Origin of the sequence: Shewanella sp. GD03713 (genome assembly GCF_029843705.1) — a bacterium.
Classification (GTDB): domain Bacteria; phylum Pseudomonadota; class Gammaproteobacteria; order Enterobacterales; family Shewanellaceae; genus Shewanella.
In genome coordinates, this window is sequence record NZ_JAOCIW010000001.1 from 2,565,029 (window position 1) to 2,589,616 (window position 24,588).

Here is a 24,588-nt window from a genome sequence, read left to right on the forward strand (position 1 = left end):
TTTTCTAACAAATATGCAAGTCAATGAATAGTCATTCAAAAATGGATGTGAGTGGTTTATTTATCATCAGTCTGGAGGGAAATCGCGGGGGCTGTTGTTTAAGCTAATTGGGGCCTGGCTTATGGGGACTGGGCTAATTGGAGCTAGGCTAACCAAAAGCGGAAATACGCAGGCAGTTGACCTGTCCAACGTTTAAAGGAACGCCTGAAATTACTGGCATCACTAAAGGATAGAGAATTGGCAATCGTGTGCGCATCTTGCTCGGGTTCGGCTAAAAAATACAGCGCTCGGATCAAACGCGTTTCGTCGGCAAGTTGCCCGTAACTTAAGCCCATCTCCGTCAGGCGGCGTTTTAAGGTTGCGGGGCTCATCTCCAGCGATTGTGCCATCTCTGGCAAGGAAAGAGTGCTGCGCATCAGTTTAAGGCGGATCCCACCCGCCAACCCAAGGCGAAACTCGTGCGCTAACAACGCTTGGCGAGCCGCCTGGGTCATATTCGGCGCCGGAGCGATATCTGGCGCTGACATTATGTTTGGCGCCTGATCCAGCCTATTCTGTTGAGATACGATAGGTTGTGACGCTGTGGCTTGAGTTCCTATAGTTTGCGACGCTATGGCTTGAGATGCTAAGGCTAGAGAGTCCCCCACAGAATGACTAGCGCCATGATGAATCACACCATCATCGATGACACCATTATGAATGAGATTGTCATCCCACTCTTCCCCATTAGATATGGCATAGGCCGCGCTCTGGCGCGCAAATAATGAGGGTTGGCGTAACTGGGCTTTGGTCATTGAAATTCGGCAAAGGGGCGCATCAAAGCTTAAGTCCGTGCCAAAGTATTTATAGTAATGGGCCAAATTATCCGGCGCGCGGTAGGGAAAACACAGACTACCGCGCCAAGCTTGCCCAAGCAGCTGCTTACAGGCTGCGGTGAGCGACGACAGACTCAGCTCAATCAAAAATTGCCGATGGCGCTGCATACCTAAGTCGAGACTCACGAGATAATGCCACTCATGCTCGCCTTGGCAGCACCAAGTTTGCAGCCAGGGCTGAGTGAGCCAATGATACTTATGCCAAACGCGGCTTAATGCCTGTAAATCCTGCGCGCAAAACATGGCCGCCGTCAGCGCGCCGCTTTGGGATGGCAACCAACGTTGACCCAATAAAAAACTTAAATCGCCACTTGGCCACAGGGAGAGCGCATTATCCAGCAGTCGTGATAATTGTTTGGGGCTAATAAGGTGATCGGGTTTACGAATATCCGCGATAAAAATCCCCGTCCCGCGCAGTAACTTATCAGTATCCAATTCACGCTGCTTAAACAACATTACTAAACTTGCCACCAGCAATTGGCTATCGATACATTTATCCTGCCATGTGGCGAGCGCGCGCATCAGTTAAGCCCGCTTTCAGTCGAGGTGCTGCGCGAATGAAACGGCTGAGTGATAGGCGCCGCTGAGGCGCGTTTCGCTTTTTTCTGTGATATTTTTTGATTCAATAATTGCAACAGTGTTGCAGCCTCAGCCTTTGGATTATTCTGCTTGTCCTGCCTATCCAATGCTTTGGGAGAGGGTAGCGTCCAAACCACTGAAACAGAGCAGCCCAACTCCCTCACCCCTTGCTGTACCTGCTCTGCCATCACACTCACTAAAGGCGGAATGGCGCCGCTCATCAGAATGATAAAGCGATCGCCAGCATAACGGCAGACTAAATCCTGACTTCTTAGGCTCGCGCTTAGCCACAATGCCAACTGGGACAACAGCCTATCGCCCTCTTCGACGCCGTTTGATTCGTTGTATTGATGAAAATTATCGACATCAAGCATAATCAGACCAAATGATTGATTTTGCGATATTTGTCTAATGAGATGCTGTTCGAATGCCTTGGCATCATTGAGCAGGGTCAAGCCGTCGGTTAACTGATGTTCGCGATGAAATTGCTCCCGAGTTTGTAGCTGGCGATTGACGACGGTCTGCTCATCTCGCCATAACCATAAACCGTAGGTCAGCACCAGCAGCCCGACAGGCGTGGGCATCTTTTCAAACCAGTTATATACAGGAATGGTTTTGACGATAAAAATCTCGTCCAGTAAATCCAAATAACAACCCAAACAATAGCTTGAGAGGCCCGCAATCAACAGATTTGTCACTCTACCCGAGGGGCGCACCGAGACCATCACCATCAGCCAGCACATGCCGAGCACAAATAAGGCGCCCTCGGTGACCACATCAAACCAATCCACCGCCGTTACGGTTTTGGCCGTGGTGCTCTGCCAAAGCAGTAAAGGCACCATAAAGATGATCAGCAGACTCACGCCATAGACGCTGGCGAGCCGTAATGATTTTGCAGGAGTTTCCAAAATACACACCTTGTTTAATAAAGCCCTAAAAGGAGAATTAAGCCTTGTTACTATGGGGACGCAAGTTAGCGGGCTTTTATGACAACTCGGTGACGTCACTTGTCGCGACGTTACGATAGAAAATACATGATTCAAATATAAGTAATTAAATTTAAAGCTAAAAAACACCTTCCAACCTCACAACACGCAATGCTACTGCGGCAAATTAGCTCAGGCAGTTTTCAGCTGGATCGAGAAAAGTGCCATCTTCGCTTAATTTGAGTCCCTGTGAACTCAATCTACGCCGTATTCGCGGACCAAAAAGCATCGCATCCCGCCCTAAAGTAACGAGCCAAAATCTAAATAAACACTCTCTAACCCATTCTAAAATTGGGTTATTTTCACTTCTAATGGGATTAAACGATTCAATCATGCGAGCGCCCCATAACAGCCAACGCCTTCTTATATGACGTTAATTCTGTAAGCGTCATTTTGGCTCAGCCTTAGCTCAAAATCGCCATATCACTCGGTAAAAGCGGGCCAAACCGTACGGCTCAACGATCCCGTCACAAATCTGACATTTTGCTCCCCTAACTTGGCCGCCATTACAAATCAGCCTTCCCACAAGGCTTGCAATAACACTCAACTGAAACGGAACTCAAGATGCAATCTCCAATCGCTCGACAATTAGGTTCTCTGCTGCCACAACAAGCGCATCCTGTCGCTAGGGTCCACAAACGTCTCACGTCGCGTCTCTCAGCCTTAAGCTTAGCCCTGGTGATCGCAGGCTTGAGTCACAATGCTCTGGCCATAGGCAAACTTGAGGGGCAAATTCGCGATAATGTCAGTCAACAACCCCTTGCTGGCGCGACCGTCACCTTAAAAGAGCTCAACCTGAGTCAACAGGCAGGCCGCGATGGCCGCTTCTTCTTTGTCGGCGTGCAGGATGGCGATTACACCTTAGTAGTCAACTACCTCGGTGCTATGCCGCTGGAACATAGCGTTAGCATTCGCGATAAACAAACCACGCTGCAAGATATCAACTTAAGCAGCCAAGATGTCGAGCATATTCGTGTCGTCGGCCAACAAGGCGCATTAAGTAAATCCATGAACCGCCAACGCGGCGCCGACAATGTGCTGAGTGTGGTCAGCGCCGATGTGCTGGGGAATTTCCCCGACAGCAATATCAGTGAATCGCTGCAACGGGTGCCAGGGCTATCTATCGAGCGGGATCAGGGTGAAGGTCGTTTTGTACGCGTACGCGGCATGGCGCCGGACTATAACTCAGTGTCGATGAACGGCACCCGCTTACCCTCACCCGAAAGCGATCGCCGTGCGGTTGCCCTCGATGTAGTGCCATCGGATCTCTTGCAGTCGGTAGAAGTGAGTAAAACCTTAACGCCGGATATGGATGCCGATGCACTGGGCGGCGCGATTGAGGTTAAAAGCCTGTCGGCCTTCGATCGCGATGATACTTATCTCAACCTCAACGCTGAGGCGAGCCAAGATACCTTAACCGACAATACTAATCCCAAACTCGCTGCCAGCTACAGCGATATCTTTGCCGACAAGCTAGGGGTAGCCATAGGCGCCAGTTGGTATAACCGCGACTTTGGCTCAGACAACGTCGAAACCGGCGGTAAATGGGAATTTGCCGGGGATAACGGCTTTGAAGATGCGGCGCTTGAATCCATCGACGCGCGCGATTATGAAATCAATCGTGAACGTTTAGGCATAGGGGTGAACTTCGATTATCGCCCAAGCGATGATACCGATCTGTATCTGCGCACCCTTTACAGTGAGTTTGATGATACCGAAACCCGTAACAGCGCCAAAACTAAGTGGAAATCGCCGCAGCAAGCCAATGCCCTCAGCCAAGGTAAAACCACTCGCTCGCTAAAATCACGCACCGAGAACCAGAACATCACCTCCTTTGTGCTGGGCGGTCAAACCCGCTTCGAACGCTGGACCTTCGACTATCAGGCGAGCCACAGCACCGCCAGCGCCGAAAAACCGCGGGATATCGCCGGCGCCGACTTTGTCGCCAAGATTGATAACACGGGTTTTGGCAATACCAAACAGCCACAGATTATCGCCCCCGAAGATTACTTTCAAAATGCTAACTTTGAGCTAGATGAGATTGAAATCGCCGCTTCCAAGGCCGAAGACACCATAAACAGTGGTCAACTGGATCTCACCCGCCAGTTAACCCTCGCGGATTACAGTGTCGAGCTAAAAACCGGGGTCAAGCTAAGTCGCCGCGATAAATCCAATCGCGAAGATATCTGGATCTACAGCGACTTAGGCGATCAAGGCGTGAGCGATGACGATTTGCTATTGAGTCAATATGCGGGCAATGAGCTTGACTATGACCTCGGCCGCTTTGGCAGCGGGATCGATGCTACGCCGCTGTGGCAGCTTATCGACAGCCTCAATGCCGAGAGCAATCGCGATGATATCGAGTCCACCATTAACGATTTTGATATCAGCGAAGATATCAACGCCGCCTACCTAATGGGTCATATTGATATCGATAAACTGCGTATCTTAACTGGGCTACGTTTCGAGCAAAATCAATGGGAATCCAGCGGCTACGGTTACGATGGCGCCAAGGGCGAGTTTATCGATATCAACCACTCCCGCGATGAGGATCATTGGCTGCCTGCACTGCACCTCACTTACCGCTATAGCGACAATACCGTGCTGCGCGCCGCTTGGACCAACACCTTAGTGCGCCCAACATTCGGCCAATTGGCGCCGGGATATTTGCTCGAAGAGGATGATGGCGATATCGATTTAACCTTTGGCAATCCACAACTTAAGTCGCTCGAATCGATGAACTTTGACTTAAGCCTCGAGCACTATTTTGGCAATATCGGCTTAATTTCGGCGGGGCTGTTTTATAAAGATATCGACAACTTTATCTATCAGGCGGATTTAGCTGGTCGTGGCGATTATTTCGATGCCCATAGCGCCGTCACCTTTGTTAATGGCGACAGTGCCGACATCTACGGCGTCGAGCTCAGCTATGTGCAAGAGTTTAACTTTTTACCCGAGCCCTTTAATGCGCTGGTGCTCAACTCTAACCTCACTTACACAGATTCCAGCGCCAAGATCAGTTGGCTGGAGGATGGCCAATTACTGAGCCGTGATATTCCGATGCCAAGCCAATCGGATCTCACCGCTAACCTGTCCTTTGGCTATGAAAATAGCTACGCCAGTGTCTGGTTATCGGCGGCCTATAAATCCGAATATTTACAGGAAGTCACTGAACTCAGTGATGAGCGCTACGATCTCTATCAAGACAATCACTTGCAGTGGGACTTTGTCGCCAAGGCCCATTTAACCAGCAATTTAACCTTGTATTTCAAAGGGGTGAACCTGACCGACGAGCCCTACTACAGCTACACGGGTGACAGCAGCTATAACGCCCAATACGAAGCCTATGGCCGCACTTTCCAGTTAGGCGTGCAGTACACCAACTATTAATCACCCATTGAAAAGAACGAAGATATGACAACACCATTTACCCAAATTAGTGCCATAGCTGTGACCTTAGGCCTTATCAGTGCGCCCTTGAGCGCATTCGCTCAACCCGTCTCAGCCCAAGCTTATAAAGGCAGCCAGGCCCAAGCCTTACTGTTTAACAACGATAACAACGCAGTAATCCCTGCCGCCGATTGGCTGTGGGTGAGTGAAAAGCAAGGTTTGATGCGACAAAGCATGCCAAGCGCAGATAAAACGACCCTGCCCGCAGCTAAAACCTTAGTCAAAGGCGAGTTTGAATTGTTAGCCTTTAGCGATCCCTATGCCTTAACGCTGGATCGCCGCGCCGATCGCATTCGTCCTATCATGGTCAAACAGATAGAAGGCAAAGTCGCGACTAATGTATTGCCACTGCTGCCGATGGCATCGTTTGAAATCAATTGGATCTGCATTCAGCCAAGGCCGCAGGATGGCAATATCTATGCGTGGTTTGGCGGCGAAGACGGTTATAGCGAACAATGGCTGTTAGGCGATGCCGGACACTTTATGCCGAAAAAGCTGCGCAGTCAGGCAATTCCCGTCAACAGCACTAGCTGCGCCATCGATGGCGACAAACTGTTAGTGAGTGAGCCCGAAGCCGGTGTCTGGCAATTTGATGCCAGCCCCTTCGCCGACAATAGCGCTAAGTTGGTTCTCGCCGCCCTCAATAATGATATCGCGGGCATGCAAGTCATCGATGGCAAGTTATTGTTAAGCGATAAAAAAGGCGCCATTACCTTAGATCAACAGGCTATTGCGAACTACGACTTAGGGAAGGTACAGGGATTCAGTGGTTATCTAAGCGGAACCAGCACCAACAAGGCAATCCAGTTTGCCCTCTATGATGATAAAACCGATCAGTACTTATTTAGCCAAGCAGTCTTACCTAAAGACCTGAGTCAATCAAATAACGAGTCCAGCGATAATATTATCGAAATCCCTGCTTGGGTTGAAAGCGCGCCATCCGATCGACCCGGCGATACCATGGACGATCCGGCGATTTGGGTGCATCCAACTCAACCGGAAAAAAGCCTAGTGCTTGGCACCAACAAACGTTGGGGACTATTGAGCTTTAATATGCGTGGCGAGCAGGTTCAAGCCCTGCCGTCGGGGCGTATCAATAACGTCGATCTACGCCAGCAAGTGATGCTGGGCGGTAAAAAACGCGATATCGCGGTGGCGACCTTAAGGGATAACGACAGCCTCGCCTTCTATGAAATCGACGCTGAAGGGAAGCTCAACGAGTATCCCAATCAAGCCACGAATATGCTGGATATTTATGGCATGTGCCTGTATCAAGATACCGATAGCCTGTATGTGTTCGCCAATGAAAAGTCCGGCCGTATCGCCCAATACCGCGTCGATTGGCAGGCAAATGGCCCAAGTATTAAACTGGTGCGTGATATTCATACTCCAAGCCAAGTCGAAGGTTGTGTGGTCGATGAAGCTCAGCACGCGCTGTTTATTGGTGAAGAAGACAAAGGCATTTGGCGCTTTAATGCCAAAGCTAATGGCAGCACTCAAGGCAAACTCATCATTAAAGCCGAGGGCGACTTAGTCCCTGATGTCGAAGGGATTTCACTCTACCAAGGCGCGACTATTCACGGTAAAAAGCAGGATCTGCTGGTGGTGTCCAGCCAAGGCGATAACAGTTACTTGCTGTATCAGACGCAGCCGCCCTACGCCCAATTAGGCAAATTCCGCATTGGAATAAACCTTAACGGGATGGAAAATGGCCGTGAAACCAGTATCGATGCGAGCAGTGAAACCGATGGCTTAGCCGTGACTCACTTAAGCGTCGGCACGGGAGCTTGGCAACAGGGAATGTTGGTGGTACAGGATGGGCACAATCATTTACCCGATAATAATCAATCTTTTAAATGGCTGCCTTGGCGCAGTATTGTCGAGAAGTTATCGCTTAACTGAGTATTTCGCCAACTGAAATCGGCATGATCTGGCGAGACAAATGATAACCGAGCCTGAGTGGCTCGGTTTGTTTTTGCCTTGAACCTTTATGCTTGAAACTCGCATCTTGAGGCTGAAATCGCTATACTCCGCGCCCAAATATGTGGCCAATAACTAGCTCGATATTGCAATCCTTTGCGGTTGTCAGCTTTTTAAGCCGTTATTAACGACTTTTTCCTAGGACATACCCTTGATCTCTACCGCAAATATCACCATGCAATTCGGCCCAGAGCCATTATTTGAAAATATCTCGGCAAAATTTGGCAACGGCAACCGTTATGGTTTGATTGGCGCAAACGGCTGCGGCAAATCGACTTTTATGAAGATCTTAAGTGGCGCCCTCGCCCCAACCTCAGGCAACGTGTCTATCACGCCGGGTTTAAAGGTCGGCACCCTAAGCCAAGATCAATTCGCCTTCGAACAATACACGGTTATCGATGCGGTGATCATGGGCGATACCCAGCTGTGGAAAATCAAGCAAGAGCGTGACGCGATTTATGCCAAACCCGATATGACCGAAGAAGACGGCATGCGTGTGGGCGATCTCGAGAGTGAATTTGCCGAAATGGACGGCTACAGCGCCGAAAGCCGCGCGGGCGAAATTCTGATTGAAGCTGGTATCGAAGAGTCCTTCCACTATGGCCCTATGTCACAGGTCGCCCCCGGTTGGAAACTGCGTGTACTGTTAGCCCAAGCCCTGTTCGCTAACCCCGATATTCTGCTGCTCGACGAGCCCACCAACAACTTGGATATTCACACCATCAGTTGGCTCGAAACTGAGCTGAATAAGCGCAAATGCACCATGATCATCATTTCCCACGACAGACACTTCTTAAATGCTGTCTGTACCCATATGGCGGATATCGATTACGGTGAACTGCGGATTTATCCCGGTAACTACGAATACTTCCTCGAGCAATCGGCCCTGCAGCGCGAACAACTGCTGTCGAGCAACGCCAAGAAGAGCGCCGAGATTGAAGAACTACAGGACTTCGTTAACCGCTTTGGGGCTAACGCTTCTAAGGCAAAACTCGCCAGCTCACGCGCTAAGCGCATGGACAAAATTAAGCTGGATGAGGTCAAATCCTCCAGCCGTATCGCGCCATCGATTCGCTTCGCGCCAGGCAAAAAGATGCACCGTCAGGCATTGGTGCTTGAGAACCTCGCCCACGGTTTTGATGGCGAATTGTTATTCGAAGGCGGCGATTTAATCCTCGAAGCCGGTGCAAAGCTTGCGATTATCGGCGAGAACGGCGTAGGTAAAACAACTTTATTACGCTGTTTAGTCAATGAGTTAATTCATAATCAAGGCGTGATTAAGTGGTCCGAAAACGCTTCTATTGGTTACTGCCCACAGGACAGCACCAGCGACTTCGATAATGATTTGACTATTATTGAATGGATGGACCAATGGCGTCAGCCAAAACACAACGATTTGATGGTGCGAGCCATGTTAGGTCGTTTGCTGTTTACCGAAGATGATGCCAACAAAAAAGCGAAAAACTGCTCCGGAGGGGAGAAAAACCGTTTAATTTTCGGTAAGTTAATGATGCAAGATATCAACGTCATCATTATGGACGAACCGACCAACCATATGGATATGGAAGCGATTGAATCCTTAAATAATGCCCTCAAAGATTTTGAAGGCACATTGATTTTCGTTAGCCACGACCGCGAATTCGTGTCCTCGTTAGCGACCCGCATTATCGATATTCGGGATAGAAAATTGGTGAACTTCCAAGGGACATTTGATGAGTATCTGGCAAACCTTGCCAGTGCATAAACCTGCTGCTGTGCGATAAGCCTTTTTTAAAAGGCTTTATCCATTAGCCTATAAAGTTGCCCTATCAAATAGCCCAATAGAGTTACCCAATAAAGTTGCCTAATAAAAAGACGCTTCACTCTACTCGAGATAAGCGTCTTTTTTATATCCCACTCGCATATCACCCTTTATAACACCCAGTGACTGACGGCCTTCACTCCGTCTTCGCTTCTACCAAAGCCGCAAGTTGCAGTAATGATTCCTGCCAGCCTAAGTAACACATCTCCTCTGGGATCACGGCAGGAATGCCCTCCTGAGTGATCTGCAAACTGGTACCGCAGGAAACCTCGGTTAACGCGATAGTCACCTGCATCACGCCGGGTAAATGTTCATCATCAAACTGGTCGGTATGTCTAATCAATTTGTTGGGGATAAGCTCGGTATAGACCACCTTAAAGGAGTGACTGTGTCCGGTCGCAAATTGGGTAAAGCTCATGGAATACCCTGACCCAACGGCTAATTCAAACTCATGAATCGTTCCCACAAAGCCGCAAGGTGGTAACCAACGCTCTAGGGCCGCTTTATCGGTAAACGCCTTGTAGACTAACGCCGCTGTCGCGCGTAGCACTCTATGTAACTTCACTGTACCTGTGTTATTGGGCATATCCTTATCCTTCCAGTTGCTTATAGGCCAATAATGTTCTTAAAGATAGCGCAAGAATCCCATTCGCTATCACCTGCGCGAGAATATTAATTGTCCCCTCAGCTTGAAATGGTTGGCTCAATGCGACGATGCTTAAACTGCATTAAGTGCAATGACTTCGCATCAGAGTCCGACTGCTGCAGAGCGATATCTAGCCGTTCTGCGGCAAGAGTGAATGCCAGATTTGTGCTGTGAGAGGTTTCCGTTATTTGCCCTTTATATTGAGCGATTAAACTCAAAAGTCCCGACTCATTCACCACATTTTTAGGCAACGGCGTTTTAAAGCTCGCCTCATCGCTAAACACGACGACCGAATGGAGCCCTTCGACTAACCCTAAGCAATGGGCAACCGCCAAACAATGTTTATAGTTCTGATGGAGAGGATTTTTAAAGCGGGTTTGTTTGGTAAAGATTTTTTGCGTCCACTGGGCTTGCTTCTCGCCGCCAAATATCCAGCCGGAGTAATTTTTAACTTCAAGGACGAACACGCCGAAATGGGTCAGTAAAACTAAATCCACCTCTGTCAAAGCAGGCGTACCTTCAGTTATCTCATCCATGGGCAAAATTAAATTGCGATAAAGTCGGTAGTCCTCATCTTTGAGTCCCTGTTTCAGTAACTTAGCGACTCGCTTTTCCCCCTGTTGACCTAATCTTTCAGCTCTGTATTGCCTAAGTGACGGACGAAATAACAAGGTCGCTATCGCAAACAGCAGCAAAAGAATTGGAATGACCAAAATAATCGACAGCGACTCGAACATTGAAGAGATGGGAGACATTGTGCTTGGCGCAGACGTAGGTTTCGCTGTTACCACGGCAGGTATTGTATTGGGTTTCTGTTTAGGCGCGTCGTGGCGAACCGTAGTGGGTGTTGCAGGCGGCCTTAGCGTGGATTTAACACCGTTGGCGACGGGCTGCTGGCAATGCTCGTCAAATCTTGCTTTAAGATCTTGGTAGCGCGGCGTAGTGGGATGCCAATCTTGCATCTCACTTTGGATAAGAATACAGATGGCCTCAGAGTCTTGTTTCACCAACGCCCATGCCGTTGAGCAAGATAAGCCGATACTCAGAGCGCTCATCCACAAGATTAACGTTCGAAAAACCATGGGATAAGCCCACTTATCCTTTACGCGTCCCTTCACTCTGTCTGTACTCCTGTACGGTTTTGTTAATGCCCATGGCCGTTATAGAACACTTGTTGGCATGTGTTTTTATCTTACAAGATTTAGCCAGTGCTACATTTGACTGAAATGTATCATATCGGTCTCTCGCAGCATAAAAATCGAGTGAAATCACAGCTCAAACACCGCATTTTCTCAACCTTGGTTTACACTCTTAGGGTATCGAATAAGCAGAAAATCCCACTAATTGTGCCGACTAATACTTATGAGGTATTGCATACGCGCCAGCAGTGCACCAGCTTATCCTATAAATTCTGATGGTGGTGATAGCCTATGAGTCTTGAAGAATCCTTAGAACAACTAAAACGTCAGTACTTACATGCACTACCCGATAAGAAGAAACAAATTATCACCCTGTGGATCTCGCTAAGGAAAAACTGGCAGAGCCATATGCTGTCGGCGGTCTACCGTGAAGTCCATAACTTAAAAGGCTCCTGCGAAACTTTTGGCTTGACCGACACCAAAGAGATTGTCGATAAGCTTGAGCTGCTGTTAAAGAATTTACTCGATTCGCCCGCCCCAGCGCTGAATGTGATCAAAAGCTTAGATACCCTCTTCCACCAACTGCTGCAAAATAACCTCCGTGGTGAGCCAGCGGCCCCCGTGGTCGAAGCGCAAATGCAGCACAGTCCCTATAAACCGACTAAAGCACGGCACGAGTATCGAATTGCGATTATTGAGGATGACAATAATGTCGGGGCGATGATAACAAAGCAGCTGCATGAGTTTGGCTTTAATGTGCAGCACTTTTTAAATTTCACCGACTTCCTCGAAATTCAAAATACCTCGCCCTTCGATTTGATTTTATTAGATCTCATCTTGCCCGATTATACCGAAGAAGCCTTATTTACCGCGGCGACCGAGTTTGAGAAGCACAATACCCGTGTATTTGTTCTCTCTTCCCGCGGTGATTTTGAGATGCGACTGCTAGCGATCCGTGCCAATGTCAGTGAGTATTTTGTCAAACCCGCCGAAACCACCCTGCTGGTACGCAAGATCCATCAGTGGCTCAAAATGTCAGAAAAACAGCCGCTTAAAATTTTGCTGGTGGACGATCAGCAATCCATGGTCGATTATTTTTCCAGCCTGCTTCGCAGTCATGGGCTGATGGTCAAAGGCATGACCAAACCCGAGCAAGTGCTGCCAACCCTAGAGCAATTTGAGCCAGATCTGTTTATTTTCGATTTGTATATGCCCGATGTGAATGGTTTAGAGCTGGCGAAAATGATCCGCCAATTAGATAAATACAGCTCAAGCCCTATCCTAGTGCTCAGCTCCGACGACACTATGCAAAACAAAGTCAGCATCATTCAGGCGGGTTCCGACGATTTAATCTCAAAACAAACCGCGCCGAGTTTATTTGTGACACAAGTGATTTCCCGCGCCCAGCGTGGCCATGATATTCGAAGCTCCGCCAGCCGCGATAGCTTAACGGGCCTGCTCAATCACACCCAGATCCTCGTTGCTGCCCGCCGCTGTTTTAACCTCGCCAAACGCATCAACTCCTCGGTGTGCATTGCTATGCTGGACTTAGATCACTTTAAACAAGTGAATGATACCTATGGGCATTCTGGCGGCGACAAAGTGCTGTTGGCCTTTGCTCATCTGTTGCAGCAATCCCTGCGCCCCGTGGATTTTATGGGTCGTTACGGCGGCGAAGAATTTATGTTGGTCTTGCCCGATCTCCCCGCGCCCTTAGCCATTGCCAAGCTTAATGCTATTCGCGAGAGCTTTAGCCATATTGTGTTTGTCGAAGAAGGCGCCGAATTTAAAGTCACCTTAAGCGGGGGCTTAGCCTTTTCGACCGAATGCAGCGAGTTTCAAGACTGTTTATTGCTGGCGGATAAAAATCTGTATGAGGCAAAACGTACCGGACGCAATCGTTTAATCACTACCTTAAAATAAGCCCTAACTCTCGCGATATGCTCTGGCGATAATTTCACCATGCCCGAGCTTTAAAAAGTCCCCCGTCGCGGGGCGTTGCATGAGTAACTAAACGAATGCGCACAAATAAGATTGTTGTGTGGAATGATAAGGTAGCGCGTAATTTGCCATTGTTTGCGATTGATAAGACCAAGGTGAATCGACGCGCTAAGCCTGCACTAAACATGCGTTGTCAGTGCTTTAGTCTCGCTTAAGCGAGGCTAAATAATTGAGCATCTTATCCGCCAGTTGCGGCAGTTCGACGACATGATGGATAACGCCGCGTTTGATCGCTTCCCTTGGCATGCCAAACACCACACAGCTCTGCTCTCCCTGCGCAAAGGTTTTACCGCCCTGTTCATCGATTAACGCCATCCCATCGGCGCCATCTTTGCCCATGCCAGTTAGGATCGCCGCAGTGGTATTGGCTCCCGCACACTCGGCAACCGAGTTAAATAGCACATCGACCGACGGCCTATGGCCACTCACCTTGTCGCCCTGGGTCAAGCGGGTCTTAAAACTGCCGCCGACCTTAATCACTTCTAAGTGTTGATCCCCCGGCGCAATATACACATAACAGGGCAGCAAACGTTCACCATCTTCGGCCTGTTTGACATTCAAACGGGTGAGTTTATTTAGCCGCTCAGCAAAAGTGCGAGTAAAGCCCGGTGGCATATGTTGGGTGATCACAATCGGTGGCATTACCGCCGGAAACTGCTGTAACAGCGATAAAATCGCTTCGGTACCACCAGTGGAGGCGCCAATTGCCACCAATTGCGTGTTGATTACTCGGTTACTCAGCACGGGTTTATGGCTAGGTTGTACCACGACGGCAGGAGCTGCTCGTTGGGTTTTCAGTTTCGCGTGGGCGGCCGATTTAATTTTCTCTAAAATTAAATCTTGGTATTCATTAAAATCCTGGGGCGAATCTAATTTCGGCTTGGGGATAAAATCCACCGCTCCGAGGGCGAGCGCGTTAAATGTAGCGTCGGCGCCTTCTTCAGTTAAGGATGAAATCATCACCACCGCCGTGGGCCTGGCCTTCATTAATCGGTCTAAAAAGGTCAAGCCATCCACTTTAGGCATTTCAATATCTAAAGTGATCACATCGGGGCGATGCTGATTAACCATATCCTTGGCCATATAGGCATCGGCGGCCATGCCCACGAGGGAAAGTTCGCTATCGGCTTCGATCATCTTGCCCAATAAGTTACGGATCAATGCCGAATCATCAACCACCAGTACTTTTATCGTCATGTCTTAGTCACCAAAAAGTTCCACATCTCCGCCACTCGGCAAATTCCTGATCCTTAGGCGATACTCACTTTCCCTGTCCATAATGGTGCTATTATGCATTGTTCTGATTTTTCTAACTTTTACTAAACCTGTCGCCGGAAAAAAATACACTTTTCGAGGATAATAATCGAGTAAGTCTGCGGCCAAAATGGGGATTTGTTCCATCTGCAAATATTCGAGTACAAACTCCGCATTGCGCTCACCGATATTATGGGCGGTGATCCCATTGAGCATATTTCCGCCCCCGAACACTTTAGCGACCAAGGCACGGCGCCGCGCACCCAGTTTGAGCAACTCATTGATCAGTAACTCCATGGCGTACACACCATAACGGGCTGAATCGGTTAAGATCCCCGAGCTGTTGCCATTATCACTCGGTAATAAAAAATGATTCATTCCACCAATTTTTAAATCGGGATCGGAGAGGCAAACGGACACACATGAGCCTAGCACTGTGACTATCATGGTTTGGTCGCGGGTGGCGAAAAACTCCCCCGGCAAAATTTTGACCGCATCACAGCCAAAATGATGGTCATAATAGCGATTCGGCTCGATAACGGGGTATTCAATATTCGGCTTTGGCACTCATCAAGCTCCCTTTACCGCCTTGTAGGTTGTCTGGCCCACTGGCTTAATGATCTGGGGGAACATATTAAAGTTCTCCGAATGGCCTGCGATGTAGAGTCCATCATCGGCAAGGGAAAGCATCATGTGTTTAAGAATGCTTTCCTGCGTAGTTTTATCGAAATAAATCATCACGTTTCGACAAAAAATCACATCGATTGGCGTCTTGATTGACCAAAACTCATCGACTAAGTTGAGCCGAGTAAACTGCAGCATCTGTTTGAGCTCTGGCACCACGCGCACATTGCCTTGTTGTGCCCCGCGCCCCCGCTGAAAAAACGCCTTCTTGCGCTCGGCACTTACCGCCTCGATACGCTCGATAGGATAAATACCCAGCTGCGCCTTTTTCAGTACGCCGCTGTCGATATCCGAAGCAATGATTTCGATGGGCGTGTTGAAGCGGCCAAAATGCTCGGCCACCACCATAGCAATGGAGTAAGGCTCTTCCCCCGTGCTACTGGCCGCACACCAGATCCTTTTGGTATGCGGATGTGCCTGTAAATATTGTTTTAAGATCTCAAAATGATGGGGCTCGCGAAAGAACGCCGTCTGATTAGTGGTCAGTGCATTAATAAACTCCTGATGTTCACTCTCGTGTGCCTGCAAATACTCAAAATACGCAGTAAATCCCGCTAACTTGAGCGCCCTTATCCGCCGGACTAAACGGCTATACACCATGGCGTCTTTACTGTCGGCTAACTTAATGCCGGCAAATTGGTACAGCCGGGTTTTCACCGTATTAAAGTGCGCCGCCGTAAAAACAAACTCTTTCCCTAGAGGTTGATGTTCGCTCAATCAAAAATCTTCCCATTCATCTTGGTCGGCTTTATTGACCTTTGGCGCCATCGCCTTAGGTTTAACGGGCATGCGAGTCACAGTCGATGGCGGTTTAACCGCTAACTTCTTGTGGCTCGCCACGGGTTTGGGCGCAGCTGTGGTGTCTTCGTCCACGGTAAAGTTGGCCACACTGTCCGCTAACTGCTGCGCCTGCGATTGCATGCTTTCGGCTGCGGCGGCGGCTTCTTCCACTAAGGCCGCGTTTTGCTGCGTCATTTCATCCATTTGCACCACGGCTTTACTGATCTCATCGATACCGATCGCCTGCTCATTCGAGGCTGAGGCAATTTCGGCCATGATGTCGTTCACCCGTTTAATAGCGATGACGATTTCTTTCATGGTGTCGCCGGATTTGCCGACTAAGCTGTTACCGCTTTCGATTTTGGTCACAGAGTCGGAGATCAAGGCTTTAATGTCCTTAGCTGCGTTGGCCGAACGTTGGGCTAAACTTCTCACCTCTGAGGCCACCACCGCAAATCCACGACCTTGCTCACCGGCTCTGGCCGCTTCGACCGCCGCATTAAGCGCTAAGATATTGGTTTGGAAGGCTATGCCATCAATAACACCGATAATATCGGCAATCTTGCGTGCCGATTCGTTAATCGATGCCATGGTTTGCACCACTTGCTGGATAAGTTCGCCCCCATCGACGGCGACATCGGCGGCCTTAGAGGCAAGTGCATTGGCCTGGCTGGCGTTGTCGGCATTTAGCTTCACTGTGCCTGTCAGTTCTTCCATACTCGCCGAAGTTTGTTCAAGACTCGATGCTTGCTCCTCAGTGCGGCTCGACAAATCAGCATTGCCCTGAGCGATTTCGGAAGAGGCGGTATTGATGGTATCGGCGGCCTTTTGAATGTCTCTTATCATGTAAGATAGCTTTTCAGCGGTTTGATTTGAATAGTTTTTCAAATCATTAAAGGTGCCTTCGTAATCGTTATAGATACGCGTGGTTAAATCGCCTTCGGCGAGCGCCATCAACACCCGCGCCACATCCTGTAGACCGCGATCCGAGGTCTCAATCAAGGCATTGAGGCTGTTCGCCAGCATTAAAAAGAAGCCCTGCTTACCTTGCGTCTCAGCCCGTTGGGAGAAATCCCCCGCCGCCGCCGCATTGACGATGCGCGAGATTTCCTGCTCGATTTGCACTTCGACCGTGCGGTCGAGCCATTCGACAACAGAACCTAACCGCTCGCCCGTTTTGGAAATAATCGGGCTTGCAGTTAAGCGGAAGTGACAACTGGCCACTTTGATTTGCGATTCATATTTACGGTCGAGCTTGTCTAACAGACTCGCTTGATGGGCTGGATTCTTATGGAAAATATCCATAGAGCTGCCAAGAATTTTATCGACGGAGAAATGCGGCAGCGCTTGCCTGATCTCACTCTCAGATTGGCGCAGCATCGATTCCACCGAACGGTTCATATAGATGATGGTGCGGTTGGCATCGGCGATCATCACATTGGTACTGGTATTATTCAGCGCTTCTAAAATGCGCTGCGTCGCCCGCTCGGACTCTATGCTCTCCGTTCTATCAATCCACTCAACCCCCGTACCTAAGTGTTTATTTTCACGGGTGATAATGGGCGTCAGGATCAGCTTAAAAGTCCGTTTCCCAATGGTGATTTGCGCCGTATGGGATTGGGTAAGACGCTCGAGCATATTGCGTTGATGGGCAGGATTTTTATGGAAAATATCGATATTACTGCCCACCACCTTGGCCACAGAGAACTGCGGCAGCTCTTTGCGAATGTCCGCCTCAGCCTCAGATAACATATTCAATACCGCTTTATTGGCGTAGATAATATTGCGGTTGCTGTCGGCGATCATAAAGCTGTTGCCGCTGTTATCTAATAATTGGAAATAGCGCTGCAGCTCTTCTTCCTTTTGCTGGCGCGCCTCTTCATTTCCAAACACATTGAAAATACCCATTATGATTACTCCTGATCAGACAGACTATTTGCATCAATTAGACCCAGCTCATCACTGCTGATCAGAGCCTGTATATTTACCAAAATGATCATCTTGTCTTCTACCGTTGCCAGCCCCTTGAGGTAACGGCTATCGAAGGCCACCCCAAATTCGGGGGCGGGTAGAATTTCTTCGGCGGCGAGTTTAATCACATCCGACACCGCATCGACGACAATCCCGACGATACGGTCAAACACATTCAACATAATGACGATGGTGAACTCGTTGTAGGTCGCACTGCCCACGGCAAACTTCATCCTTAAATCGACAATAGGTACGATATCGCCCCTAAGATTCAGTACGCCCTTGATAAAACCCGGCGCATTGGCGATTTTGGTGACGGGTTCATACCCACGGATCTCCTTCACCGACATAATGTCGAGCGCATAATGCTCTTCACCCAGCACAAAACTTAAAAACTCGACCTCATCGTGGACGCTGTACTCCTGCTTACTCACCGTGTTTGTGCGGTTATCCATTGCGACATCCTTAGTTAATTTTTGATATGCAGTGCAAGTGATTCAACATCGAGGATCAAGGCCACGCTGCCATCGCCCATAATGGTCGCTCCCGATACACCGGGGATCCGCCGATAGTGCTTTTCAAGGCTCTTGATCACCACTTGTTGCTGCCCGACGAGAGCATCGACACACAGACCAAAGCGTTTATTATTGCTTTCGAGCAAGACCACTATGCCGGCCTCTGGCGTTTTAGCTTGGGGTTCGATTTCCATTAATTGATAGAGGTTTAGCAGGGGTAAATATTCTTCCCGCACCTTGAGTAACCGCTCTTTAGCCAAAAATTTAAGCTGCTCGGTTTGCGGTTGTATCGATTCGATAATGTGTACTAAAGGTAAGATATAAATTTGATTGCCTACGCTGACACTCATGCCATCGACAATGGCTAAGGTAAGGGGAAGTTGGATTTCGAAGGTCGCGCCCTGACCCGCAACGGAATCAATATCGATGCGACCACCTAAGGCCTCAATATTCTTGCGTACCACATCCATACCCACGCCGCGCCCCGAGACATCGGTAACCTCAGCCGCCGTTGAGAACCCTGCGGCAAAGATCAATTGCCAAACTTGTTTGTCCGTCATGTTCTCGGGCAGTGCCATGCCATTTTCCCGGGCCTTTTGTAAAATGCGCTCGCGGTTTAACCCGCCGCCATCATCGTGGACGGCGATCACTATACTGCCACCGCGCTGACTGGCTTTAAGGGACAAGACACCGGCTTCACTTTTGCCTGCTGCAAGCCTTTTTTCTGGTTTTTCAATACCATGGTCAAGACTGTTACGAACGAGGTGAGTGAGCGGGTCGACTAACTTTTCAATCATCCCCTTATCAATTTCAGTGTTGCCGCCCTCAATCACCAGACTGACATTTTTGCCAAGCTGATCCGATAAATCCCGCACCAGTCGATGAAAACGGTTAAATACGAACGACACGGGTAACATGCGTACCGACATCACGGCTTCCTGCATTTCCCGGGTATTGCGTTCTAACTCATTAAGCGCGGTTTTTAGCCGCTCACCTAACTCGCCGCCCAGCTCATTACCGATAAGGGTGAGCATGGATTGGGTGATCACCAATTCACCCGCAAGATTAACTAGAGTATCTATCTTGGAGGTTTCTACCCTCAAAGTAGCATCTTGACTGGCGGCACTGGCTTTTTTCGCTGCAGGTTGACTACTGCTGCTAGATCCTGACCCTATGGTTGAAGTAGAAGATTGCGACGGCATTGCCTCGGCTTTAGCTGCCGATTTAGCGGGCTGTGTACTGGCTTCTTGTGCAGGCTTTTGGGCTCGAGTCGATTGCAGCTTTGAAGTGTCCGCTTCAGCTCGTGGCGCGGACGCCTGATTAGTGATGGGCTTCTCTTTGACCGATGTTGACGTTAAGGCATCAATTTCAGTGGCGAATGTTTCGGGCGTTAATGATTCAAAAAAGCCGAAACCTAATTCATCATCCAGCGCATCGTCGCTAACAGCAGCAACCTGATTGGCAGCCAGATCAGCAGCCGCCTGTTCTTGCGGTGTCAAACTCAGCTCAACTGCAGTAGGTGCGTGAATATCCTCGGCGCGGATGTCCTTTGCGGTATAGGCCTCGTCAAAAAAGCCGAAATGTTCCGTTTCATCGACTAACCCAAGCTCCACTTCATCCTCAAAAAAACCGAAGCTATCGTCTACTGATTGAGTCGCTACACTTGGCTTAACCGCAGCTTGTAAGGGGTTATCTTCGCTCTGGTTATTGGTATTGGGATTTGCGGCACTCAAACCATTTGCCGCATTGGCGGTTTGAGTGGAAAAGGGTTCGCCATTTAAGGCCGCCACCAGCTGGTTTTTGGCAAATTCCACCTGCTGCCAATCTATGGGTTCCTCTTCCCGATAGAGGTTTAAAATATGTGAAAGGGTATCGACGGTACGAAGCAAAAGATCAATGACAGAAGAGGAAAGCTCAAACGTGCCCTTTCGGGTTTTATCGAGCAAATTTTCCATTACGTGGGTCACGCTGGTGAGCGCAGTAAAACCAAAGATGCCACTGCCCCCTTTAATCGAATGGGCAGCACGGAAAATGGTATTTAATTCTTCGGGATCGGGGGCGTCTAAATCTAATGCAAGGAGCAATTGCTCCATATTTTCAAGATGTTCGTGGCTTTCTTCAAAAAAAACCTGATGGAACTCTGCCATATTAATGGACATAGCACACCCCGACCTAGGTTAGCCCAGCACTTTGGCTGTGATAGCTAATAGCTTCTGCGGGTCAAAGGGCTTGACCATCCATCCCGTAGCGCCTGCGGCTCGACCTTGCGCCTTCATGTCTTCACCGGCTTCGGTGGTAAGCATGACGATGGGCGTACGCATAAACGCCGACATGGCTCTGAGGGATTTTATGAGCGTCAAACCGTCCATACGGGGCATATTTTGATCCGTCAAAATAAAATCGAATCGTTGTCCGCCACATAAATCCAGGGCTTCACGACCATCTTTTGCGAGCACGACTTGATAATTTGCCGACTTTAACGTCGCCTCAACCATCTGTCTGATCGCGGCCGAGTCATCAACAATTAATATTTTTTTGCTCATTTACCATTCCATCATGACTTTAGTTTTATTTCCTGGAGCTACTAACTCATAGCTCTTAGAGAGGGATTTAACCAATAAAAGACCACGACCCGAAATTTGAAACCAATCTGCGATTTCCTCCTGCTCCTTCGGCACATACCCATCACCACTGTCGGATACAGTGATCCTGAGTTCACTGAGTTGTGCATGCCATTCCAGCTCAACCTTGACCCAATCTTCAGCCTTAAGCTTGTCTATGCTGCTTTCACGTATACTGTGGTATAACTCAAAACGTTCAGGATCATTTTTAAGACGAGAGTCTAACTTGAGTACACCATGGTCAACTGCGTTAGTAACTAACTCAGAAACAACAGTAAATACCCTCTGACTAAACGTAGTAGAAAACCCAAAAATATTCAAAAACTGATTCAGTGAATTTAAATAGTCGGCATTTAATAACATGGCGCCCATCATTTTAATGGCCCAAGTAAACTCCCCTTTCATACAAATTTGACTCGATTTATGTTCTCGTTCTCGATACCAGTTATGTAATAACTCGAAATCGAGTACACACACCGCAATATCATCGGTGATCTCGTGTTCAAAAATGGTTTTGAGTTTTGTTCTTAGGTGTTCAGTTAAATCGCGACCATAAAAACTCAACAACGAAATCACGCTGTCCATACCAAAAAATGTGCCGCCTTTACTCTGTTGCTCAATTAATCCGTCACTGAGTAAACAGATCCGTCCCGTCCGCGGAATGGGAAACGAAGCAATATTCGCGATAAACGCACTGGGCGACAAAATGCCGAGAGCCATATTTTTAGAGCGGTATTTCTGTATGTGCTCATGCTCGGCATAAGCCGAATCGCTCTCCAATTCATCTTGATAAAGCAATGCGTCCGGCATGCCGCCATTCCAGAGGTTGATTTGATTTTTAAAGAAATCTATCTCTAAGACCACGGCCGCCACAAAACGATCGCCGGGGCTGTCTTCATACACATTGGCATTAAGTTCATAAATCAAACTGACGAGATTAAAGCCTTTCGCCACCATGGCCCTGAAGGTATTGGCCACCCTTAAAATCGGCATAGCCGCACTTAATCCATGGCCGGTAGAATCCGCAATAATTAAGAAGAAGTTTCCGTTGGGCCCAACGGTATTAAGAATAATATCGCCGCTAAAATTAGCACTTGCTTGAGTAAAGGATTTGACGAAATCAAAACTGACATTGCGAATATTGACAAGATGCTCAAATAAATGTCTTGCCATTTGTTCTTCGCGAGCCTTTTGATAGAGCATTTTTTCTAATATTGAGCGTTGTTGCTTAACTTGTTTCTCTAAGGAAAAATGCGCTAATAACCCTTCAACTTTATGCCAGAACAGTTCTAAATTAATCGGTTTAATAATAAAATCTAAGGCCCCTAAACGAAAGCAGGATATTATTTTTTGATATTCGTTATCCGCGCTGATAACGATTACGGGCACGGGCGATTCTCGGTATCGCAGTCTTTCTAATAACGTCATGGCGGTACCATCGGGCAAATAATAGTCTAATAAAATAAGTTCGATATTTTGCTGATTAATTTCTTCGCTTGCTTCTTCCAGATTACAGCAAGTAATCACCCCCCAACCTTTACTGTGAATAAACGCCGTAATAATTTGGTTTGTGACTAAGTCATCATCAATGACCAGAATATAACGTTGGCTTTTAGGCACTTACACATCCCGTTCAACAAGATACAAACGTCCCATATTGGCAATCGTAATAATTTCTTCCGCTTGCCCATGCAGTCCCCGAATCGCCGTGCTGATCTGGCGCTCAAGTGCCTTACGATGCAGCAACACCATCATCCCCAGTGCCGAGCTATCAATGTAGAGCACGCGGCTAAAATCCAGCACTAAGTGCTTAATGTCCTCTTCGAGAAAGGCCTTTTGATAATCGCTGGTGAATTTTTTATGATGATAAAAATCAAAACGTTCTGGCAAAGAGATATAAAAAATATTAGCCATCACAATCTTCCCTGTTTAGAAAAGCTCAATCTCACCACAACTGATTTGACTTGCGGATACTGGATTATGGGTGTTGGTACGCCGACCACTGATCTGCGAAACTAGACCATCACACTGCTCATCGAATTCTTCAGGCGACATTGCCGTGACCCGATTTAAGGATTCACGCAAGTGCTGCAAACTCTGATTGGTATAAATCAAACTTTGCGAGGTGATATCGCTAAATTGTAAGCCACGAATCGTGTCGGCAATGGCACTCTCTAATTCGTGGGCGGAGGCGTCGATGCGGTCAATGACCACAGCGTCTTTTTCTGCTTTTACAATGATTTGTTCTAGCGCCGTATCGAGATCTTTTTTCGCCTCGATAATGTAAGACATATCCTGAGCGGCGACTTTACTCACTTGATGGGTTAACTGTTCAATTTGTACTTGAATTGTATGTAGCTGTTTTTGAATGCTTTCACTAAAACCAGCGCTGCGATTAGAGAGGGCGCGCACCTCATCGGCCACCACGGCAAAGCCCCTACCCGCATCCCCCGCGCGGGCGGCCTCAATTGCCGCGTTCAATGCCAGTAAATTGGTTTGCGAAGAGATTTGGTCGATATCCTTCAAGGCCTTCATCGCCTGCGGCATGGCTTCATAAATCACATTCACTTTCTCGAGCAAATCGATATTAGAAGCTGACATCTCAATGGTCGATTGAATAAAACGCTCCAGCGTGGTCGAGGTGTTATTGGCAAATAGCTTCATCTGCTCAGAATGGAAAATCTCTTCATCATCAGTGCTATGCACCAGTGCTGAAATAAACTCGCTTTGCTCGTGCATTAACTTACCTAGGCCATCGAAGGCGCCGCCCAATAGCTCGACTGCATCCGACTGCACCGACAGCACCGACAGCACATCATCGATACTCTGCTCACAGGTTTTTAATGACACAGACACTTCTTGATACAGCGTCAGTTGATCTTGCCAATCGGCGCGAGTACCAGATGTGGCATAGGCATGGGAGATGGGTTGAGACACTGAAGATTGTCGATAAAACTGCCAAGCGAGCATAATGGTCACGGCAACTAAGGTACTCAGCATAAAACTGACTAGGCTGCCGATGAAATATCCTATTACTGCAGCAAACACTGCAACAATGCCATCCTTGTATGTCATAGAGACTTCGCAATTATTGATCTGTGATTAAAAAGTAGTTTCATATTCAGGGGTTTTCAAACAACTAATCGACTTTTTTCACTAAAATCAGAACGGCATGCGCAAAATGGATACGCTATACAGGCATTCGGTCTGCAGTCAGGCGAATGACTGATTAATGTAGAGACTTGTCTAGTGGATACATAAACTTAGCTGTGCAGCCACCACAGGCTAGGTTACACTGGCGATGTC

At 48.2% G+C, this 24,588-nt stretch carries 18 protein-coding genes; 4 read left to right on the top strand and 14 right to left on the bottom strand.

All coding sequences use genetic code 11. The features are described from left to right. Window positions 1-143: 143 nt before the first annotated feature. Window positions 144-1,397 carry an AraC family transcriptional regulator gene (locus tag N5E87_RS11395; protein WP_086904254.1) on the bottom strand — a complete coding sequence of 418 codons (1,254 nt, stop codon included), beginning with the start codon at window positions 1,395-1,397 and terminating at the stop codon, window positions 144-146. Beyond that, entirely contained in the window at window positions 1,397-2,362 is a 966-nt protein-coding gene (locus N5E87_RS11400; RefSeq protein ID WP_086904255.1) for a diguanylate cyclase, read from the bottom strand. The genes N5E87_RS11395 and N5E87_RS11400 overlap by 1 nt, the downstream gene beginning before the upstream one ends. A gap of 642 nt (window positions 2,363-3,004) precedes the next feature. Between N5E87_RS11400 and N5E87_RS11405 the strand changes: the two genes are divergently transcribed. The 3 genes from N5E87_RS11405 to N5E87_RS11415 all read left to right on the top strand — a co-directional run bounded on the left by N5E87_RS11405 (window position 3,005) and on the right by N5E87_RS11415 (window position 9,614). Next, window positions 3,005-5,830, top strand: coding sequence for a TonB-dependent receptor (locus N5E87_RS11405; protein ID WP_086904256.1), 2,826 nt, complete (start codon window positions 3,005-3,007; stop codon window positions 5,828-5,830). Between the two features lie 24 nt (window positions 5,831-5,854). Further along, the gene (locus N5E87_RS11410) at window positions 5,855-7,792 is read left to right on the top strand and encodes a phytase (RefSeq protein WP_086904257.1); all 1,938 of its coding nucleotides are present in this window, start codon (window positions 5,855-5,857) and stop codon (window positions 7,790-7,792) included. 229 nt (window positions 7,793-8,021) lie between these two features. Further along, on the top strand, window positions 8,022-9,614 hold the full coding sequence (locus N5E87_RS11415; protein ID WP_011622847.1) for an ABC-F family ATPase: 1,593 nt from the start codon (window positions 8,022-8,024) through the stop codon (window positions 9,612-9,614). Window positions 9,615-9,807: 193 nt separating this feature from the next. Here N5E87_RS11415 and N5E87_RS11420 read toward each other — a convergent pair whose 3' ends face one another. Both N5E87_RS11420 and N5E87_RS11425 read right to left on the bottom strand, forming a co-directional pair. After that, on the bottom strand, window positions 9,808-10,257 hold the full coding sequence (locus tag N5E87_RS11420; protein ID WP_086904258.1) for an SRPBCC family protein: 450 nt from the start codon (window positions 10,255-10,257) through the stop codon (window positions 9,808-9,810). 98 nt (window positions 10,258-10,355) lie between these two features. Beyond that, window positions 10,356-11,399: a nuclease-related domain-containing protein gene (locus tag N5E87_RS11425; RefSeq protein WP_140374514.1), complete on the bottom strand. Its 1,044-nt coding sequence runs from the start codon at window positions 11,397-11,399 to the stop codon at window positions 10,356-10,358. A gap of 348 nt (window positions 11,400-11,747) precedes the next feature. Between N5E87_RS11425 and N5E87_RS11430 the strand changes: the two genes are divergently transcribed. After that, a complete protein-coding gene (locus N5E87_RS11430) occupies window positions 11,748-13,379 on the top strand; it encodes a diguanylate cyclase (RefSeq protein ID WP_086904260.1) in 1,632 nt (543 codons plus the stop codon). A 219-nt stretch (window positions 13,380-13,598) separates the two neighbouring features. Here N5E87_RS11430 and N5E87_RS11435 read toward each other — a convergent pair whose 3' ends face one another. The 10 genes from N5E87_RS11435 to N5E87_RS11480 are packed head-to-tail and all read right to left on the bottom strand — an operon-like array spanning window position 13,599 to window position 24,357. Then, on the bottom strand, window positions 13,599-14,654 hold the full coding sequence (locus N5E87_RS11435; protein ID WP_086904261.1) for a chemotaxis response regulator protein-glutamate methylesterase: 1,056 nt from the start codon (window positions 14,652-14,654) through the stop codon (window positions 13,599-13,601). Between the two features lie 3 nt (window positions 14,655-14,657). Next, complete coding sequence (gene cheD / locus N5E87_RS11440) at window positions 14,658-15,278, bottom strand: chemoreceptor glutamine deamidase CheD (RefSeq protein WP_086904262.1); 621 nt, start codon at window positions 15,276-15,278, stop codon at window positions 14,658-14,660. Between the two features lie 3 nt (window positions 15,279-15,281). Then, window positions 15,282-16,112 (bottom strand): CheR family methyltransferase, encoded by an 831-nt coding sequence (locus N5E87_RS11445; RefSeq protein ID WP_086904263.1) that lies wholly within the window; start codon window positions 16,110-16,112, stop codon window positions 15,282-15,284. Beyond that, window positions 16,113-18,083, bottom strand: a complete 1,971-nt coding sequence (locus N5E87_RS11450) for a methyl-accepting chemotaxis protein (RefSeq protein WP_011626099.1) — start codon at window positions 18,081-18,083, stop codon at window positions 16,113-16,115. It lies immediately after the preceding gene. 5 nt (window positions 18,084-18,088) lie between these two features. Continuing rightward, window positions 18,089-18,601 (bottom strand): chemotaxis protein CheW, encoded by a 513-nt coding sequence (locus tag N5E87_RS11455; protein WP_086904264.1) that lies wholly within the window; start codon window positions 18,599-18,601, stop codon window positions 18,089-18,091. A gap of 14 nt (window positions 18,602-18,615) precedes the next feature. Next, window positions 18,616-20,820 carry a chemotaxis protein CheA gene (locus tag N5E87_RS11460; RefSeq protein WP_086904265.1) on the bottom strand — a complete coding sequence of 735 codons (2,205 nt, stop codon included), beginning with the start codon at window positions 20,818-20,820 and terminating at the stop codon, window positions 18,616-18,618. 18 nt (window positions 20,821-20,838) lie between these two features. Then, on the bottom strand, window positions 20,839-21,204 hold the full coding sequence (locus N5E87_RS11465) for a response regulator (RefSeq protein ID WP_086904266.1): 366 nt from the start codon (window positions 21,202-21,204) through the stop codon (window positions 20,839-20,841). Continuing rightward, a complete protein-coding gene (locus N5E87_RS11470; protein WP_086904267.1) occupies window positions 21,205-22,902 on the bottom strand; it encodes a fused response regulator/phosphatase in 1,698 nt (565 codons plus the stop codon). Continuing rightward, window positions 22,903-23,196 (bottom strand): STAS domain-containing protein, encoded by a 294-nt coding sequence (locus tag N5E87_RS11475; RefSeq protein ID WP_086904268.1) that lies wholly within the window; start codon window positions 23,194-23,196, stop codon window positions 22,903-22,905. 15 nt (window positions 23,197-23,211) lie between these two features. Next, window positions 23,212-24,357, bottom strand: a complete 1,146-nt coding sequence (locus tag N5E87_RS11480) for a methyl-accepting chemotaxis protein (RefSeq protein ID WP_086904269.1) — start codon at window positions 24,355-24,357, stop codon at window positions 23,212-23,214. Window positions 24,358-24,588 lie beyond the last annotated feature (231 nt).